This is a genomic window from Kitasatospora sp. NPDC042419, from assembly GCF_056437345.1.
The window spans coordinates 58,368-75,691 of record NZ_JBWKAW010000006.1 but is presented as its reverse complement, the minus strand read 5'-3'; the positions used below and the strand labels follow the sequence as shown (position 1 = coordinate 75,691).

The 17,324-nt window shown below is 73.6% G+C and carries 18 protein-coding genes; 5 read left to right on the top strand and 13 right to left on the bottom strand.

What is annotated here, in order from left to right; translation table 11 throughout:
- The first annotated feature begins 82 nt into the window (after positions 1–82).
- Both AC067J_RS14765 and AC067J_RS14760 read left to right on the top strand, forming a co-directional pair.
- Positions 83–517 (top strand): ATP-binding protein, encoded by a 435-nt coding sequence (locus tag AC067J_RS14765; RefSeq protein ID WP_478299112.1) that lies wholly within the window; start codon positions 83–85, stop codon positions 515–517.
- Position 518: 1 nt separating this feature from the next.
- On the top strand, positions 519–884 hold the full coding sequence (locus AC067J_RS14760; protein ID WP_478299110.1) for a hypothetical protein: 366 nt from the start codon (positions 519–521) through the stop codon (positions 882–884).
- 384 nt (positions 885–1,268) lie between these two features.
- Here the strand turns inward: AC067J_RS14760 and AC067J_RS14755 are convergent, their stop codons facing one another.
- The 5 genes from AC067J_RS14755 to AC067J_RS14735 form a co-directional block, all read right to left on the bottom strand.
- On the bottom strand, positions 1,269–3,557 hold the full coding sequence (locus AC067J_RS14755) for a hypothetical protein (protein ID WP_478299108.1): 2,289 nt from the start codon (positions 3,555–3,557) through the stop codon (positions 1,269–1,271).
- Positions 3,554–4,222, bottom strand: coding sequence for an ABC transporter ATP-binding protein (locus AC067J_RS14750; protein ID WP_478299106.1), 669 nt, complete (start codon positions 4,220–4,222; stop codon positions 3,554–3,556). Before AC067J_RS14750 ends, AC067J_RS14755 begins: the two co-directional genes overlap by 4 nt.
- A gap of 36 nt (positions 4,223–4,258) precedes the next feature.
- Positions 4,259–4,663, bottom strand: coding sequence for a hypothetical protein (locus tag AC067J_RS14745; RefSeq protein WP_478299104.1), 405 nt, complete (start codon positions 4,661–4,663; stop codon positions 4,259–4,261).
- A 733-nt stretch (positions 4,664–5,396) separates the two neighbouring features.
- Positions 5,397–5,555 carry a hypothetical protein gene (locus AC067J_RS14740; RefSeq protein WP_478299102.1) on the bottom strand — a complete coding sequence of 53 codons (159 nt, stop codon included), beginning with the start codon at positions 5,553–5,555 and terminating at the stop codon, positions 5,397–5,399.
- A 185-nt stretch (positions 5,556–5,740) separates the two neighbouring features.
- On the bottom strand, positions 5,741–6,283 hold the full coding sequence (locus tag AC067J_RS14735) for a GNAT family N-acetyltransferase (protein WP_478299100.1): 543 nt from the start codon (positions 6,281–6,283) through the stop codon (positions 5,741–5,743).
- Between AC067J_RS14735 and AC067J_RS14730 the strand changes: the two genes are divergently transcribed.
- Complete coding sequence (locus tag AC067J_RS14730; RefSeq protein ID WP_478299098.1) at positions 6,276–6,410, top strand: hypothetical protein; 135 nt, start codon at positions 6,276–6,278, stop codon at positions 6,408–6,410. The genes AC067J_RS14735 and AC067J_RS14730 overlap by 8 nt on opposite strands.
- Here AC067J_RS14730 and AC067J_RS14725 read toward each other — a convergent pair.
- The 3 genes from AC067J_RS14725 to AC067J_RS14715 form a co-directional block, all read right to left on the bottom strand.
- Positions 6,402–6,791 (bottom strand): VOC family protein, encoded by a 390-nt coding sequence (locus tag AC067J_RS14725; protein WP_478299096.1) that lies wholly within the window; start codon positions 6,789–6,791, stop codon positions 6,402–6,404. The two genes, AC067J_RS14730 and AC067J_RS14725, sit on opposite strands and share 9 nt — an antisense overlap.
- 148 nt (positions 6,792–6,939) lie before the next feature.
- Positions 6,940–7,965 (bottom strand): helix-turn-helix transcriptional regulator, encoded by a 1,026-nt coding sequence (locus tag AC067J_RS14720; RefSeq protein ID WP_478299095.1) that lies wholly within the window; start codon positions 7,963–7,965, stop codon positions 6,940–6,942.
- Between the two features lie 100 nt (positions 7,966–8,065).
- On the bottom strand, positions 8,066–8,908 hold the full coding sequence (locus tag AC067J_RS14715) for an SDR family NAD(P)-dependent oxidoreductase (protein WP_478299093.1): 843 nt from the start codon (positions 8,906–8,908) through the stop codon (positions 8,066–8,068).
- A 349-nt stretch (positions 8,909–9,257) separates the two neighbouring features.
- Here AC067J_RS14715 and AC067J_RS14710 point away from each other — a divergent pair, with 349 nt between their 5' ends.
- Positions 9,258–10,409 carry a serine hydrolase domain-containing protein gene (locus tag AC067J_RS14710; protein ID WP_478299091.1) on the top strand — a complete coding sequence of 384 codons (1,152 nt, stop codon included), beginning with the start codon at positions 9,258–9,260 and terminating at the stop codon, positions 10,407–10,409.
- Between the two features lie 167 nt (positions 10,410–10,576).
- Here AC067J_RS14710 and galK read toward each other — a convergent pair whose 3' ends face one another.
- The 4 genes from galK to AC067J_RS14690 all read right to left on the bottom strand — a co-directional run bounded on the left by galK (position 10,577) and on the right by AC067J_RS14690 (position 15,132).
- Positions 10,577–11,719, bottom strand: a complete 1,143-nt coding sequence (galK, locus tag AC067J_RS14705; protein WP_478299089.1) for a galactokinase — start codon at positions 11,717–11,719, stop codon at positions 10,577–10,579.
- Complete coding sequence (gene galT / locus AC067J_RS14700) at positions 11,719–12,882, bottom strand: galactose-1-phosphate uridylyltransferase (RefSeq protein WP_478299087.1); 1,164 nt, start codon at positions 12,880–12,882, stop codon at positions 11,719–11,721. The genes galK and galT overlap by 1 nt, the downstream gene beginning before the upstream one ends.
- 236 nt (positions 12,883–13,118) lie before the next feature.
- A complete protein-coding gene (locus AC067J_RS14695) occupies positions 13,119–14,495 on the bottom strand; it encodes an MFS transporter (protein ID WP_478299085.1) in 1,377 nt (458 codons plus the stop codon).
- A 280-nt stretch (positions 14,496–14,775) separates the two neighbouring features.
- Positions 14,776–15,132 (bottom strand): ArsR/SmtB family transcription factor, encoded by a 357-nt coding sequence (locus AC067J_RS14690; RefSeq protein WP_478299084.1) that lies wholly within the window; start codon positions 15,130–15,132, stop codon positions 14,776–14,778.
- 300 nt (positions 15,133–15,432) lie between these two features.
- Between AC067J_RS14690 and AC067J_RS14685 the strand changes: the two genes are divergently transcribed.
- Positions 15,433–15,930 carry a hypothetical protein gene (locus tag AC067J_RS14685; protein WP_478299082.1) on the top strand — a complete coding sequence of 166 codons (498 nt, stop codon included), beginning with the start codon at positions 15,433–15,435 and terminating at the stop codon, positions 15,928–15,930.
- 13 nt (positions 15,931–15,943) lie between these two features.
- Here AC067J_RS14685 and paaK read toward each other — a convergent pair whose 3' ends face one another.
- Positions 15,944–17,293 (bottom strand): phenylacetate--CoA ligase PaaK, encoded by a 1,350-nt coding sequence (paaK, locus tag AC067J_RS14680; protein ID WP_478299080.1) that lies wholly within the window; start codon positions 17,291–17,293, stop codon positions 15,944–15,946.
- Between the last annotated feature and the right edge of the window lie 31 nt (positions 17,294–17,324).

Below are 17,324 nucleotides of genomic sequence, written 5' to 3'. Positions count from 1 at the left end.
ACCGGGCGTTCGCGCTAGTGAGTGCACGAAGCGCTGCGCCCGGCGTGCGACGACTCCCTTCACACCACGAGGTGGCGCAGCCATGCCCGGATCCCTTGACAACTCCCCGTCCGACCGGCTCGCCTCTCTTCCGCGCCACCTCTCCTCCGCCACCGCCGCCCGGATCCTCCTCCGGGGCTTCCTCGGTGACCTCAAGGACGGCGAACGGTACGCCGAGGCAGCCGAGTTGATCGTCACTGAGCTGGTCACCCACGCCGTACTGCGGCCGCGCGGACCCGAACACCTCCTCCTCGACGTGCTGTTCGAGCACTCCCCGCCCACCGGGCTGCGGATCGCCGTCCATGACACCGGGCTCCGTGATTCCCTTCGGACAGGGGATCCGGCGGGAGGTTCGGCGCTGTCTCTCGCCCTGGTCCGCACTCTCGCCTCCGCCTGGGGGCAGGAGTTCACCGAGGGCGACCTCACTGTCCTGAACCTCTGGGCGCATCTCGACCCACCGCCCTTCGGCGGAGCGTAGGGTGACGCACATTCAGCCGATCGGGAGGACGGTCACGGTGCCCGCCAGCGAGCGACTCGGGCGACGGATCCGGCGCGACTTCCCCTCCCCCGGGTCGGCGCCCGAGATCATGCGGCTGATCGACGCCTTGCCGGACACCGCCGGGTACGACCGGGAGTCGTTCCGGCAGGAGCGTCTGCAGGCGGCCGTCATCCTGCTCGCCGCAGGGAGCGTCGCACGCTTCCGCCAAGCCGTCGAACTCGCCCGTACCGACTGGCGGGACCTGCTGGTCGCGGCCGAACTCGCGCACGCCGACTGGCCGGACCGCCTGGACGCCGAACTCGGCCCCGCCGGGCCGGGCTCCGAGGAACCGGGCTCCGAGAGCTAGTGGCGTCTCCTACGGAGCCTGCCGGAACGTCCATGTGTACGCGCGGCCTTTGACGCCCAGGTGAGAACACGTGTCTGTCCGACGTGCCTGGCGCCGCACTGCGCGCCATGACCCCACCTGAGCTCGGCGACCTGGATCACCTCCGGGAGGTCGGGCTGGAGTCGGATGTGCCGCAGGCCTCGGCGGAGAGTGCGGGTGAGGCGGTCGTGGTCGGCCGCGTGCCGCTTCATGTCGATGGCCCGGTGGGTGTAGAGGTCGCCCCGGACCGGTACGACCGGCCCGCCGCGTTGGATCTGCGCTCGGACCGTGAGGCCGCGGTAGTCGGTCCGGGCGAAGCCCTTACGTGCGCCTTTCGACTGGCGTGTGGATGCGGCGACGAAAGCCTCAGTGACGGTGGGGTGTGCGCAGGGTGACCCAACTGCTGGCAGCGGCCGCGAGGATGACGACGGCGACGCCGGCTCCCGCCGCGAGGAGGTAAGGCAGGCTGCTGTCGAGGTGGTCCCCGTTGATCCGCAGATAGGCGATGCCGACAGCCGTGGAGGCGAGGGTGGCCAGGGCTGCGGTGACGGCTGCGGTGACGAGGGCTTCGGTGAGCTGGACGGCTGTCAGCCGGTTGCGGGGCATGCCGAGGGCGCGCAGGGCGAACCACTCCCGGCGGCGTCCGCCGTCCTCGGCAACGGCCAGCAGGGCGCCGAGGACGGTGACGGCGGCAGCGACGGTCAGCCCGAGTAGGACCCAGTTGCCGGTGCTGTCGAGGACTTCCGACAGCTGGTAGGAATTCTCCAGTCGGTAGGCGGGCGAAAAGGACACCACCCAGGTCCTGGCCTCCTCCCAGGCCGGTGCGTCCACGGCGATCCGCATGTAGGCGGCGCTCTTGAACGGGTCGCCCAGTTCGGCGAGGGCGGGGTCGTCGGGCGGCAGCACCATGACGGCCCCGACCGGCGTGTCCAGGTCGGCCGGCAGGTCGAGCGTTGCCGCGACGGGCGGGACGCCCGTCTGTCGGGTCCGGTCCGCAGAGCGTAGGAACAGGCCCCCGACCGCCTTCGGCGGCCCGCCCACGGCCGGTCCCCCGTCCGCTGTCGGCAGGCCGCCGGCCCGCAGCATCATCCGGCCGCCGACGCAGTCGGGAAGCGGCCGGGCGAAGAGCTCCTCCAGCTGACGGCAGTCGGCGACGAGCGCGGCATGAGCGGGCCGGGCGACCGGGTCCTGGCCTGGGGACCACAGGCCCACGGCGGGAACCAGGCCGTGCACGGCCGCCGGAGGATCCGCCAACCGCAGGGGGACGGCTTCCAAGGTTTCGGCCCTGGCCAGAAGGTCGGCGTGGCCGGCGGCGCGTGCCTGCGCGACCCAGGACAGGTTGGGCTGGGCCATGACCTGGGAGACCGGTTGGGCGGCGCCGACGGCGAAAACGGCGATTCCGACCATCCCGGCGACCCGGAAGCGCGACTGAGGGTCTGCCGCCAGCCGCCGCATCGCCAGCAGCCACACCACCCCCGCCTCCACAATCCCGAGCACCCGGGCCAGCCGCTGGCCCGCCCACGCGGCGGCGCTGGGCAGGCCCGCCCCGAGCAGCACGATCGCCGCCCACAGCAGCGGGTCACGCGGCTTCTGCCGGGAGTACGCCACGACCAGGAGCAGCAAGCCGACGCCGAACAGCAGAGCCACCCACGGACTCGTGAGCCGGACCGGCCGCAGGAAGCGCACCTCGCGCGAGGCACGGTCGGCACCCGAGGCAGTGGCCGCGCCGAGCACTCCGGCAAGGACGGCGACACCTCCGACGACCAGAGCCGCCTGCCCGGTCGGTACCCGCAGGTCGGCACCGAACAGCCAACGGCCGGTCACCGGGAGGGCGAACATGTCCGGCAGCAGGAACGGCCAGGCGAGCGCGGCCACCGACGCGCCCGCCGCAACCGGCGCGGCCGTCTCCACTGCACCGGCCAGCCTGGCGTGGGCGGCGGGCAGGCCGAGCAGGCGCAGTGCCTGGTAGCGGGTTGTGCGGACCTGGCGGCCGAAGCGGCTGGCGGTCAGTACGAGCGCGAAGGCGGGCATGACCAGGAAGAGCATTGAGCCGAGTGCCGGGTACCAGCCGAACCGGGGGCCGCCGGCCCCGCCGAAGCCCGTCAGCGGGCCCTGCTGGGTGCCCAGTTCCTCGGGCGTGACGCCGATGTAGGCGATCAGTTGGCCGGCACTGCCGACGGCGCTTGCGGGGAGGACCTCGGTGTCCGTCCGGGCGAACCAGTGTCCGAGGGAGGCGGGGGCGCTCCGGGTCAGCCGGTCGAGTGCGGGGCTGACCAGGGCGTGCCCGGGACGCGGCCAGGCGGTGATACCGGGCGGGAGCGGACCGCGGGCGTGCGGGTCGGCAACCCGCACGATCTTGATCCGGTGACCGCGGTAGTCGTGCTCCAGCTCGCTCCAGCCGGTCTCGACCACGCCGGGCCGGCTGAACACCGGGACCCCGCCGAAGCCGGCCTGCGGGCCGAACACCGGCACCATCGCGCCGGAGCGGGCGCGCTCGCGCTCCTTCACTGCCGCCGCGCCGGCCGTGGCGAGGATCCCGAGTGCGGCGACCGCCCCGACCAGGGCGAGCAGGACGACCCGCCGCCGCGCCTGACGGGACAGCACCGCTTTCCACGCGACCACCAACGCCGCCGGCACCGTGACTGTCGGGTTCACGCCGACTCCACCACCCGTCCGCCGGCCAGCACCACGGTGCGGTCGGTACGCGCCGCCAACTGCCGGTCGTGGGTGACCAGCACCACAGCCGCCGCGTGCTCCCGGGCCTGTTCCAGCAGCAGGCCGAACACCACCTCGGAGTTGCGGTCGTCAAGGGCCCCCGTCGGCTCGTCCGCGAACACCACGTCCGGACGGTGCACCAGCGCACGCGCGATCGCCGCCCGCTGCAACTCGCCCCCGGACACCTCCCCGACCGTCCGGAGCCCCAGCCCCCCGATCCCCAAGGCCTCCAACTGCTCGCCCGCCCGCCGCCGGGCCTCCGCGGCCCGCAGCCCCTGCAGGCGCAACGGCAGGGACACGTTCTCCAGCAGGGTCAACTCCGGTACCAGATCGCCGAACTGGAAGACGAAGCCGAAGTGCGAGCGGCGCAGTTCGTCGCGCTGGCGCACGGTCATCCCCTCGACCGGCCGGTCACGGAAGAGGACGCTGCCGGTGTCGGCGAGCAGGAGCCCGGAGAGGCAGTGCAGCAGGGTGGTCTTCCCTGATCCGGAGGCCCCCACCACTCCCACCACCTCTCCGGGATCGACGCTCAGATCGACGCCCGCCACCGCGGCCGCCGGGCCGTAGCTCAGTTGCAGGGCCCGGGCTTGCAGTACTGGTGGCACGCGTTCGCTCCTTGCGAGGACTGGCGAAGTGGTCGGTCAGCCGTTGGTGGTGGCAGTGACCCATCCGGAGCAGATGTCCGGGTCGTCCTGGCGTTCCTTGCAGACGTGGAAGTAGATGTACTGTCCGGTCACCGTGACACCGTAGTAGCCCCAGTTGGTGTTGACGTCCTGCTGGCGGGAGATCCGGCTGGTGCCCGAGTGGTTCGAGTTGAACGAGTAGTCGACGTAGCAGTAGTCACTGTCGTTGTTGTCTGCGTCGCGGATGCCGAACCAGTTGTTGCCATCGAGCCACTGGGCCTGGCACTGGCCGCTGGAGGCGTTGATGACGCCGCTGTCGGCGGCGACCGCCTGACCGGGCATCATCCCCAGCCCCAGGACCAGTGCAGCCGCTCCGACGGCACCTCGCCGCATCCAGCGGCCGGCTCGCTTAGCGCTCTTCATGTACACCCCTCCGAAAGTCGCCCATGTGGTTCATGGGTGTGTACACACGCTATGCAGCAGCAAGGGCAACTACAGGCGGCCTTCAGGACGTTACGCAAAGTTATTTCGAATGCGGATGAAGCATGCATAAGAGGGATTCATCCGGTCCGAATCACTTACTGGAACCCCCCTGGCCGTTCGAAAGGATGCTCCCTGGACCTGGCCACGGCAGCGGACCCGGCAGGTTCCGAGCAGTGCCGCCTATGGCTTGAATCCGTAGTCTTCGCGCAGCGGCCGCCGATCGGCAACCGCCGCGGGCAGGGTCCGAACCTGGTGTCGCTGTCGAAGGCGGGAGTCGTCCGCCGTCACAGCCCTTGCGGTTGCGGTTGGCGATCCGGTCGACGGACTGCGGGATCGCAACCCGAGTGCCCCGCCACCGAAGACGGCCGCGGATGCCCTTCGACGAGTAGGGCTTGCCGGCCAGGACCACGACGGGGCGTGTGCGTGGTCGGCCGACCGCCCCGGGGGCTCGAATGTCGGCCGAGACGTGCTCGAAGTCGGGTGCGTCGTCGGCTTGGCCTGGCACGAGGCGGAAGCACAGCGGCCGCCGCCGGCCGGGCCTTCTACCGCTGGGGGCGTGACTCCGCAGCCGGGCCCGCGACGAGTGGCCCGGCGACCGTGAGCGTTCCCACCCACTGCGGCCGTTCAGCCCGTTGCCCCGTCGCCGACCCGTCGCCGGCGGGGCTGTGGGCGGTCAGGCGGTGGCGGGAACCGGGGTCTCGGCGGGCCGGTCGTGTGCGGCGGGCTCCGGGGTGGGGTTCGGGCGGCGGGTGCGCTCCGCCCATGCGGCGACCGGCGGACCGCTCGGCGCCGACGAGCCGGACATCCGCAGCCCGGCACTCATCCTGATCATGCCAAATAGGCTGACAGCGGCCCTCCGGGCACCCCCTGCACGGCCCGGACCTGCACAGGTGCTCGCGCCCGGCAGCTCGGAAGCGCGGCGGCCCGGCGGCCCGGCCGTGGGACGGTCCCGTTCGTGGGCACCGGGTGCGGCGGACTCGCAGGCCGCCACGAGGTCACCGTTCTTTTGACGGTCCGTCAACCAGCGGCCGTGGCGTACTGGTCCGACGTCAGCTCGAAGACCCGCACCCGCCGACCGCAGGTGGGGTTGACGGTCTCGCGGACCGGACGCATCCCCAGTTTGGTCATGATCCGTTCGGAGGCGTCGTTGCCCACCTGGGCGATGCTGACGATCCGCTCCAGCCCTCGCTCCTCGAACCCGAACCGCACGGCGGCCGCAGCGGCCTCGGTGGCCAGACCCCGCCCCCAGTGGGAGCGTCCCAGCCGCCAGCCGACCTCGACCGCCGGCAGTACCTCCGGCAGGAAGCCGGGCACCGAGAGGCCGGTGAACCCGGCCAGTTCGCCGGTGGACCGGATCTCCACGGCGAACAGGCCGAAGCCCCGCGACTCCCACTCGCTCTCCCATGCCCGGATCCCGCCGCGGGTCTGCTGCTCGTCACGGACGCTGCCGTCGCGGATCCACCGCATGACCTCGGGGTCGGCATGGACGGCGGCCATGGGCGCGACGTCCTCCTCACGCCAGCGGCGCAGGATCAGACGGGGAGTCTCAAGCGTGACCATCCGATCATTCTGGACCGCCGGTGGGCTCGCCGCCATCCCCGCCGGACCGGATCCCGCCGACGGCCGCGCGCTGCCCACCTGCCCGCACCCGACCTGCCTGCACCCGACCTGCCCGCAACTAGCTTGAGGGCTCGCGGTGGACGATCCGCCGGACCAGGTCCGGCACCCACTCCACGTACTCGACCTCGGCGCCGTCGGCGTGCCGGGCGTAGAGGAACCGGCCGGTCGGGGAGGCGGTCTCCGGTGTGGTGACGACGGCTCCGGCGGCGAGCAGGGTCTCCGTCAGCTCGTCGAGGTCGGAGACGACCACCGTCGCCGAGGCGTGCGCGTACCTGGCCCGTTCGGCGGGCGGGCCGGCGATGACCAGGAAGTCGCCGATGGCGGCCAACTCGATCTCGTGGAACCGGAAGAGGAGGTCGGGTTCGGCCCCGGTCAGGGTGCGCAGCAGGGGAAGGGCCTGGTCGAGGCCGTCGGCCCAGAGTCGGGCGTAGGTCTTGAGGATGGTCATCGGTGATCCCTGGTAGCCGGCGGTTACCGGATCACCGTATGCGGGTGAACTCCCGGGCAGAAGAACGCACTTTGGGGTGCGTGGGGTGCCGTCCGGGGACCGGGCCGGGCCGGCCCTGCCTCGGACCGGCCCTGCTGGTGGTCCTCGCCTACGGATTCGGCCTGATGTCGTCCTCAGGCCGACGGACGCGGGCGCGGTCACGGGCGCGGTCACGGGCGCGGGCGCGGACGTCGGCCTGGGACGCCGTCGCCGCCGCCGCCGGGCCCTCGGCCACGGGCCGGTCCAGGCTCAGCTCCCGGTCGGCGTTCCAGGCGATCAGCATCCGCAGCGCGTCGTCGGACGGGCTGCCCCGCTCGGCCGTGTACGTCACCAGCGCCTGGTCCTGGTCGTCCGCCGAGCGCAGCGTCTCGTAGACCAGCTCCATCCGGCCGACCAGCGGGTGGCGGAACCCCTTCAGGCCGGAGGTCTTGTCGCGTACCGGGTGCTCCGCCCACCAGCGGCGGAACTCCGGGCTGCGCATGGACAGTTCTCCGATCAGCTCGGCGAGCTTGGGGTCGTCGGGCCGGCGTCCGGCCTCCAGGTGCAGGAAGGCCGCGTTCTCCCGCGCGCAGCCGACCCAGTCCTCGTACAGCTCGCGGGAGGCCGGATCGAGGTAGGTGATGCGGGCGATGTTCCGCTCGGCCGGGTCGAGTGCGCCGTAGTCGCCGAACAGGGCGACGGCGGGCCGGTTCCAGGCCAGGATGTCCATCCGCCGGCCCATCACCACCGCCGGGACGTCGATCATCGCGTCGAGCAGCCGGGCGAGCGTCGGCCGGACCCGCTGCGGGGCCGCGGCGGCGCTGGCCGCCGACGCGCGGGCCGCCGGTGCGCCGCCGGTGCGGGAGCCGCCCGGCCTGGTCCGGGCGAGGCGGTGGAGGTGGCGGGCCTCCTCCTGGTCCAGGAGGAGTGCCCGGGCCACCGCGTCGAGCACGGCGTCCGAGGGGTTGCCGACCCGGCCCTGTTCGAGCCGGGTGTAGTAGTCGACGCTCACCCCGGCGAGCTGGGCGAGCTCCTCGCGGCGCAGCCCGGACACCCGGCGGCGGCCGCCGAAGTCCGGCAGGCCGACGTCCTCGGGCCGGAGCCGGGAGCGGCGGGTCCGCAGGAACTCGTTGAGGCTGATCGCTGGGCTGCTCATACGACGATTCTCTCCGCTCGGGGCCCCGCCAGCCTGGCCCTGGCAGGACCAGGCAGGCGGAGGCGGCAGGACCGGCCCCGCCGGGCGGCCGGCGCCGGGCTCACCAGCTGCCCGCGACCGCCACCACGCCGCCGTCCACCACGAAGTCCTGCCCGGTGATGTAGGAGGAGCGCGGGGAGAGCAGGAAGGCCACCGTCTCGGCGACGTCCTCGGCCTCGCCCAGCCGGCCGAGCGGCACCTGCGCCAGCACGGCGTCCCGCTCCGACTGCTCGGTGATGACCTCGTCGAACATCTCGGTGACGATGTAGCCCGGGCTCACCGAGTTGACCCGGATGGCGCGCCGGGCGAACTCGTTGCCCAGGGTGCGGGCCAGGTTGTGGACGGCCGCCTTGGTCGCCGCGTACACCGGGGCGTTGGGCAGGCCGCGGTGGAGCGTCCAGGAGGCGTTCAGGACGACGGACCCGCCGCCCGCGGCCTCCAGCAGCGGCAGGGCGTGCTGGACGGTGAAGAAGACGCCCTTGAAGTTGACGTCCACGGTGTGGTCGAAGGACTTCTCGGTCACCTCGGCCGGCAGCTCGAAGACGCCGACGCCGGCGTTGGCGAACACCCCGTCCAGCCGCCCGTGCCGCTCCCCCACCAGCTCGGCGAGGCGGGCGAGGTCGGCCGGCTTCGCCGAATCGGCGCGCACCGCGAACACCCGGTCGCCGGCGTCGAGCGTGGCCTCGGCGCGGCGCAGCCTGGCGTCGTCGCGGCCGGTGATCACCACCTCGGCGCCGGAGGCGAGGAGGCGGCGGGCGGTGGCGAGGCCCATCCCGCTGGTTCCGCCGGTGACGAGCACGGTCTTCCCGGCGAACTCACCGGTGAATTCGGCGCCGAGGCCGGCGGTCCGGGCGGCGTTGCGGTCGGCGTTGCGGTCGGTCTTGGTCACGTTGTTCTCGGTCATGGGTCAACCTTCGCGGCCGCCCGCAGGCGCCAACCAGGCCCGATCCGACCCTGGGTCCGGCAGGACCCCCCTCGGCCGCCGGGCCGCCGCGCACCACCCCTCCCCGGCTCCCCGGCCGGTCCGTTCGCATCCACCCCCAGGCCCCAGGGCGTGTCTTGTGGATCAGGTCGGACCCGGGCTGATCCACAAGACACGCCCTAAGGGGAGCCCCCACGCCGGCCCTCCGGGGCCGTTCGTCCGCGCGGACGGTTTGCGCGCGGTCCGGCGGGCCGCCGGAACCCGGGGCCCCCGCCGGCCGTCGACCTGTCCAGGGGCGGGGGACGAGGGCTACGGACCTCAGGAGATGCACATGGCTGGGCGAAAGGCGCTTCGGCGCGGCGTCGGCGCCGCGGTGGTGGCCTCGGCGGTGGTGGTGGGGACGGCACTCCCGGCGATGGCCACCGGCGCCGGACCGGGCGGGCCGGGCGGGCCGGGTGGGCCGGGGCACTCCGGTACGAGGGCGGCGATGGACGCGGCCCTCCGGACGGAGGGCCTGCCCGGGATGATCGCCACCGTAAGCGGAGCACACGGCAGTTGGACGGCCGCGACCGGGACGGCCGACACCGCCACCGGGCAGCCGCGATCACCCCGGGAACGGTTCCGGATCGGGAGCGTGACGAAGATGTTCGTCGCGACCGTGGTCCTCCAACTCCAGGCCGAGGGACGGCTCGACCTGGACGACACGGTGGAGAAGTGGCTGCCCGGGGTGGTGAGCGGGAACGGGAACGACGGCTCGGCGATCACCGTCCGGCAGCTGCTGAACCACACCAGCGGGCTGACCGCCTACGACGACGATCCCGGCATGGCGGCCCTGCTGTTCACGCCACAGTTCCTGAGTCATCGTCATGACACCTACACACCCGACCAGTTGGTCCGGATCGCCGTCTCGCACCCACCGGCCTTCACGCCGGGCGCGAAGCGCGAGTACTCCAACACCAACTACATCCTGGCCGGGATGATCGTCGCCGAGGTGACCGGGCACCCGTACGGCGCGGAGATCGAGCGGCGGATCATCCGGCCGCTGGGCCTGGACGGCACCAGCGTGCCCGGCACAGCCACCACGATGCCCCGGCCGCACGCGCGCGGCTACTCGAAGCTGTTCGGCGGTTCGCCGACGCCCGTGGACACCACCGAGCTCAACCCGTCGATGGCCGGCGCGGCCGGGGAGGTCATCTCCACGACCGACGACCTCACCCGGTTCCTGTCCGCGCTGATGCGCGGACGGCTGCTCCCGCAGGCCGAGTCGGACGAGATGCTCACCACGGAGGGCCCCGGCGGGCTCGGCATCGGCGGCGGGACGCTCTCCTGCGGGGTCACCGTCTGGGGCCACGACGGCGGCATCCACGGGTCGTCGACGCTCGCGCTGACCACCCGGGACGGCCGGCACGCCGCCGCGTTCAACACCAACGGCGACTGGTTCACCGGCAAACTCAAGCTCGCCGAAGCCGAGTTCTGCGGCTGACCCGCGTACGGGACGGCCGGTCGGCCGGCGGACCGGGGCGGCCCGGCCAGCCGGCCGACTGCGCGGCGGACGACCCGGCGCCGGACAACCGGGCGCCGGACAACCGGGCGGCCGGGGTGACGCACGTGGTCGCCGCCCCGGCTGTCCGGTCGCCCGGCGCCCCGGCCTCACGCCACCCGGCGAGCCCCCTCCGAGGGGATCGCGGTGTGGATGTGCGGCTCGGCGTACCCGGCGGCCGCGAACGCCGCGGTGACCTCCTTGGCCACCGCCTCCGCGGCGCCCGTCTCCACCAGCGCGATCACCGAGCCGCCGAAGCCGCCACCGGTCATCCGCGCCCCGAGCGCCCCGGCGGCGACGGCCGTGGCGGCGGCGAGGTCGGTCTCGGCGCAGGAGACCCGGTAGTCGTCGCGCAGCGACGCGTGGCCGGCGGTGAGGATCGGGCCGAGGGCGGCCGGGCCGTGGCGGCCCAGCTCGGTGACGGCCTGCTCGACCCGCTCGTTCTCGGTCACCACGTGGCGGACCAACGGGCGCAGCTCCTCCGGGAGTTCCGGCAGCGTGACCGGCAGCTCGGCGACCGAGAGGTCGCGCAGGGCCGGCACCCCGAGCAGGACGGCCGCCCGCTCGCAGCCCGCCCGCAGCGCGGCGTAGGCGCCGTCGGCGAGGTCGTGCTGGACGCGGGTGTCGATGACGAGCAGGGCCAGGCCCGCGCCCGCGAGGTCGAGCGGGACGTACCGCGCGGACAGGTCGCGGGCGTCCAGGTGGAGGGCGGTCCCGGCCCGGCAGGCCATCGAGGCCATCTGGTCCATGATCCCGCAGGGCACCCCGACGAACGCGTTCTCCGCGCGCTGGGCGAGCAGGGCGAGGCCGGGCGCGTCCAGGCCGAGCGCGTACAGGTCGTTGTAGGCGATGGCGACGGCGCACTCCAGCGCGGCGGAGGAGGAGAGGCCCGCACCCGCGGGCACGTCGCTGTCGACCGTCAGGTCGGCGCCGCCGACGGGGTGGCCGGCCTGCCGCAGGGTCCAGACGACGGCGGCGGGGTACGCGGCCCAGCCCTCCACCCGGCCGGGGGCGAGCTCGGCCACGTCCAGCTCGACGACCTCGCCGGGGGTCCGGGAGGAGTGCAGGCGGAGCACGGTGTCGGAACGGCGGCGGGCCTGGACGCGGACGGTCTGCGGCAGGGCGATCGGCAGGACGAACCCGTCGTTGTAGTCGGTGTGTTCGCCGATCAGATTGACCCGGCCGGGGGCCGCCCAGACGCCGTCGGGGGCGTGGCCGTACAGCTCGGTGAAGGTGGTGGCGGTCGTGGTCATCACTGCTCCCTGCCTGCGGTGGTCGCGACCTCGCGCAGGCGCCGGGCGGCGTCCTCCGGGGCGACGTCGTTCATGAAGGCCTCCATGCCGGACTCGGTGCCGGCCAGGTACTTGAGCTTGTCGGCGGTCCGCCGCACGGTGAACAGCTCCAGGTGCAGGGCGAGTTCACCGCCGTCGACCGCCGGGGCCTGGTGCCAGGCCGAGATGTACGGGGCCGGGACGCGCCGTTCCCCGTCGTCGAAGAGGCGGTCGAAGCGGCGCAGCAGCTCCAGGTAGAGGCCGGGGAGTTCGGCGCGCTCGTCCTCGCTCAGGCGGGTCAGGTCGGGGACGCGGCGGTGCGGGTGGAGGTGGACCTCGTAGGGCCAGCGGGCGGCGAAGGGGACGAAGGCCGTCCAGTGCTCGCCGGCGAGCACGACCCGTTCGCCGTCGGCGCGTTCGGCGGCGAGCAGGTCCTCGAAGAGGTTGCGGCCGGTGGCGGCGCGGTGCCGGGCGGCCTGGTCGATCATGCGGGCGGTCCGCGGGGTGGTGAACGGCAGGGCGTAGATCTGGCCGTGCGGGTGGGCGAGGGTGACGCCGATCTCGGCGCCGCGGTTCTCGAAGCAGTAGACCTGCCGGACGCCGTCCAGCGCGGAGAGTTCGGCGGTGCGGTCGGTCCAGGCGTCGAGCACCAGCCGGGCGCGGTCCTCGTCGAGGTCGGCGAAGGAGGCGTCGTGGTCGGCGGTGAAGCAGACCACCTCGCACCGGCCGGTCCCGGGGCGGGTGGTGTGCAACGGGTCACCGGAGCTCGGCTGCACGGGGTGCGTGGCGGGGTGTCCGGCGAGCGAGGGGAAGCGGTTCTCGAAGACCGCGACCTGGTAGTCGGAGGCCGGGATCTCGCTGAGCCGGCCGTCCTGCGAGGGGCAGAGCGGGCACTGGTCGGCGGGCGGGTGGTAGGTGCGGACCTGGCGGTGCGCGGCGACGGTCACCCAGGCGCCGGTCAGCGGATCGAGCCGCACCTCCGAGGACGGCTCGGCGGCGTCCAGCGGCCGCAGGTCGACCGCGTCCCGGCCGGCGGGGGCCGGGCCGCGGTCGAAGTAGATCAGTTCACGGCCGTCGGCCAGCTTCGCAGCGGTCCTGGTCGTCGAGCCGGCCAGGCCGGCCGCCGTGGTCACCGTTCCGGCCATGTCCTGCTCCCTTGCATGGTACTCCCTCTCAACAACATGAACAAACAATATCGAACATTTACCAACACGGCTGCCACTCATCGTCGCACGGCCCGCCCGGCGCCCGTCAGTACGCCGGAACGGCGACCGGCGGACGGGACACCCGGCACCACCGGAGACCATGGCGGAGATGTTCGGCCCGAGAAGGCGTCGGGGAAGAGACGTCCGGCCCGACGAAGGCCTCGACAGCGAGACGCTCAGCGCGGCAGGGACGCCCCGGATGCGGACCGGCGACGACGCACCGGACGCGCGGGCGCGGCGGCGTGGACTCCCTCGACGGGACGAGCCGCCACCGCGGGGCGCGAGGCCGGGCCGGGACGGGAAGCCGCGTCGGGGCGCGAGGCCGCGTCGGGACGCCAGGCGCGGGTCGCCAGGAGCGCCGAGCCGAAGGCCAGGACCCCGAGGGCGACGGTGGCGGCCGGGAGGCCCGCGGTCGCGCCGAGCCAGCCCGCCAGGGGGTAGGCGAGCAGCCAGCAGCCGTGCGAGAGCGAGAACTGGGCGGTGAACGCGGCGGGCAGCTCCGCCGCCGGCACCGCGGCCCGCAGCAGCCGGCCGCCGGGGGTGAGGATCAGCGAACCCGCCGCACCGAGGCCCGCCCAGACGGCGAGCAGCGCGGGCCACCGCCAGCCACCGCCCCCCGTCAGCGTGAGGACGGCCAGGGCGGCGAGCAGCGCGGCGATGCCGAAGGCCGCGGGGAGCATGACGCCGCGGTCGGCCACCCGCTCCAGGACGCGGGGCAGCAGCAGCGCGACCACCATGGAGCCGCCGCCGTACGCGCCGAGCGCGAGCGGCACGTCCGCGGCGGGGCGGCCCAGCTGGTCGCGGACGTAGACGACGGTGTTGACGATCACCATGGCGCCGCCGGCGGCGACGGCGAGGTCCAGGGCGAGCAGTGCGCGCAGGCGCGGGACGGACAGGAACAGCCGCAGTCCGTCGAGCGACCGGGCCGCGACGGACGGCGTCCGCGCCCCGCCCGCCGCCACTCGGGCCGCTGCTCGGGCCGTGGCGGTCGGCAGGACCACCGAGACCACCAGGACCGCCGAGGCGAGGAATCCGACCACCGTCCCCCAGAACAGCCAGCGGTAGCCGACCAGGGCGAGCAGCCCGGCGGCGAGCGCCGGGCTGACCAGGCTCTCGGTGTCGTAGGCGAGTCGGGACAGCGAGAGCGCCCGGGTGTAGTCGCGCTCCTCGGGCAGCACCTCGGGGATCACCGACTGGAACGCCGGGGTGAACGTCGCCGAGGCCGCCTGCAGGACGAAGATCAGCAGGTAGACCTGCCAGACGCTGCCGACGAAGGGGAGTCCGAGCGCCACCCCGGCGCGGGCCAGGTCGGCGGCGACCAGCAGCCGGCGGCGCGGGATCCGGTGGGCGAGCGCGGCGACGACCGGGGCGATTCCCACGTACGCGACCATCTTGATCGCCAGGGCGGTGCCGAGCACCGAACCGGCCGCGGGACCGGCCAGGTCGTAGGCGAGCAGGCCGAGCGCCACGGTGGCCAGGCCGGTCCCGGCGAGGGCGACCACCTGGGCGGCGAAGAGGTGGCGGTAGGTGCGGTCACGGAGCACGGAGAGCATGGGGACTCCGATCGACTCGGCGCGCGGTGGGCGCGAACCAGGGACGTCCCCTTCAGGGTAGGACAATATGTGCATACGTGTGCACCTATTGAGCCTGGATATCCGCAGCGCACACCGACCTGGCCGGTACCCCGCACCGGCGCCGGGCCGCCCGACTGCGCGGCGGGGCAGCTCAGCCGTGCGGGACAGCTCAGCCGTGCGAGATCACCCGGAAGCGCCGGGCCACCCGACTGCGCCGGGTCGTTCAGCCGGCCCGGGTCGCCCAGCCGGCCCGGGTCGTTCAGTCGTGCGGGGGCAGCCCGCTGATCTGGTGGTCGGCGACGTTCAGCGCCTCGTGCACCAGTCGACGCAGGTGGCCGTGGCGCAGCGTGTACACCACCCGCCGGCCGTCCTTGCGGGTGCTCACCAGACCGGCCAGCCGCAGCTTGCTCAGGTGCTGGCTCACCGACGGCCGGGCGGCGCCGCAGAACTCGGTCAGCGTCGTCACGTCGGCCTCGCCGTCGCTCAGCCGCTGCATCAGGGCGAGCCGGGTCCGGTCGGCGAGCAGGGCCAGGATCCCGGCGGCCACATCCAGCCGCTCGTCCGCACCGGACTGCTGCGAGATGTGTGCACCTGATACCTGGAGGCTCCCGCTCATGGCCTCATCGTAAGGGGCGCACGCCCCACACTCACCCGCCGGGAACCCACCGATTCGCGCCGTACGACACCATTGCACCCCGGCTGCCCGCCGGACTCGCACCGGCCTCGCGCCGGATCCCACACCGGGCTCCGCACCGGCCTCGCGCCGGGCTCCGCACCGGACGCCGCGCCGGACCTCGCACCGGCCTCGCGCCGGACGCCGCACCGGACGCCGCGCCGGACCGGCCGACGAGGCCGGGGCCCTCCCCCGCAGGCCCCCGACCAGCACGGGAGCCCGCCGGGCTGATTGGATGCGTGGATGGAAGACGACCTCCACCCGGAATCGGGCCTCGCCAAGAGCGTCTGGGGCGACGCAGACTTCGAGGACATGGGCTGGCACGACGCCACCGTCCACGGCCTGTACCTCCAGCCGACCGACCTCCTGCCGCGGCTCCTGCTCGACCTCGACTACATCGTCCGCTGGGTCCACCCGGACCGGTCCTCGAAGCCCTTCTCCTTCTGGGTGGCCCCGGCGACGCTCGTCTTCGAGGAGGTCTGGGACTTCGAGGGCGGCCTCGACCTCAAGGGGGCGATCCCGGAGCTGGAGATCGCCGACCTGCACCGGCTGGCGCCGGACGACGGCCGGGAGGACTCTCCGCTCTGGCACGTCGAAGGCCAGGGGTTCGACCTGAGGTTCCGGGCGGACGGCTACCGCCAGTACTTCCGGCAGGCCCCGCGGCACGTCCCCGGTCAGGCGCTGTCGCCGGCGGAACGCGGCGGGTGCGCGTTCACCGAGGCCGGTTTCGGCGGACGGTGACGCGGCGGCCCGCTCACCCCTCCCGGAGGTCGGCGATCCGGCGGATCTTGCCGACCGACCGTTCCAGGCCGTACGGGTCCACCACCTCGACGTCCACGCTCACCCCGACCCCGTCCTTGACGCCGCGCGCGATCGCCGCGACCGCAGCCTCCCGCTGCGCGGGCCCGGCGTCCGGCCGCGCCTCGACGCGGACGGTCATGTGGTCCAGACGGCCCCGGCGGGTCAGCCGGAGCTGGAAGTGCGGCGCGACGGCCGGGGTCCGCAGGACGATCTCCTCGATCTGGGTCGGGAAGACGTTGACCCCGCGCAGGATGATCATGTCGTCGCAGCGCCCGGTGACCTTGGCGATCCGGCGGAAGGCGGGGCGGGCGGTGCCGGGCAGCAGTCGGGTGAGGTCGCGCGTGCGGTAGCGGATGACCGGTAGCGCCTCCTTGGTGAGCGTGGTGAGGACCAGTTCACCGCTCTCGCCGTCCGGCAGCACCCGGTCCGTGAACGGGTCCACCACCTCCGGGTGGAAGTGGTCCTCCCAGACGTGCAGGCCGTCCTTGGTCTCCACGCACTCCTGGGCGACGCCGGGGCCCATCACCTCGGAGAGGCCGTATATGTCGACGGCGTGGATGTCCATCCGCCGCTCGATCTCCGCGCGCATCTCCTCCGTCCACGGCTCGGCGCCGAAGATGCCGACCCGCAGCGAGGTGGTGCGCGGATCGACGCCCTGGCGCTCGAACTCGTCGAGGAGGGTGAGCAGATAGGACGGGGTGACCATGATGATCTCGGGCCGGAGGTCCTGGATCAGCTGGACCTGACGGGCCGTCATGCCGCCCGAGGCGGGGATCACCGTGCAGCCGGCCCGTTCGGCGCCCGCGTGCGCGCCCAGTCCGCCGGTGAACAGCCCGTAGCCGTAGGCGATGTGCACCGTCTGGCCGCGCCTTCCGCCGGCCGCCCGGATCGAACGGGCGACCAGTTCGGCCCAGACGTCGAGGTCGTGCTCGGTGTAGCCGACCACGGTAGGGCGGCCGGTGGTGCCGCTGGAGGCGTGGATCCGGCGCACCCGCTCCTTCGGGACGGCGAACATGCCGAACGGGTAGGTGTCGCGCAGGTCGGCCTTGGTGGTGAACGGGAACCGCGCGAGGTCGGCGAGGGTCCGGCAGTCCTCGGGGGCCACACCGGCGGCGTCGAACTTCAGGCGGTAGAGCTCGACGTTGTCGTAGGCGTGGCGCAGCGTGGCCCGGAGGTGCTCGATCTGATGCTCCCTCAGTTCTCCGACGGTCATCCGCTCGCCGGAGTCCAGCAGTTCGGCCGGGAGCGGATCCCCCGTGCGCGGGCGCGGGGCACCTTGTCCGGTCGCACTGCTGCTGCTCATCGAGGCTCCTTCGCACCGTGACGCCCACCCG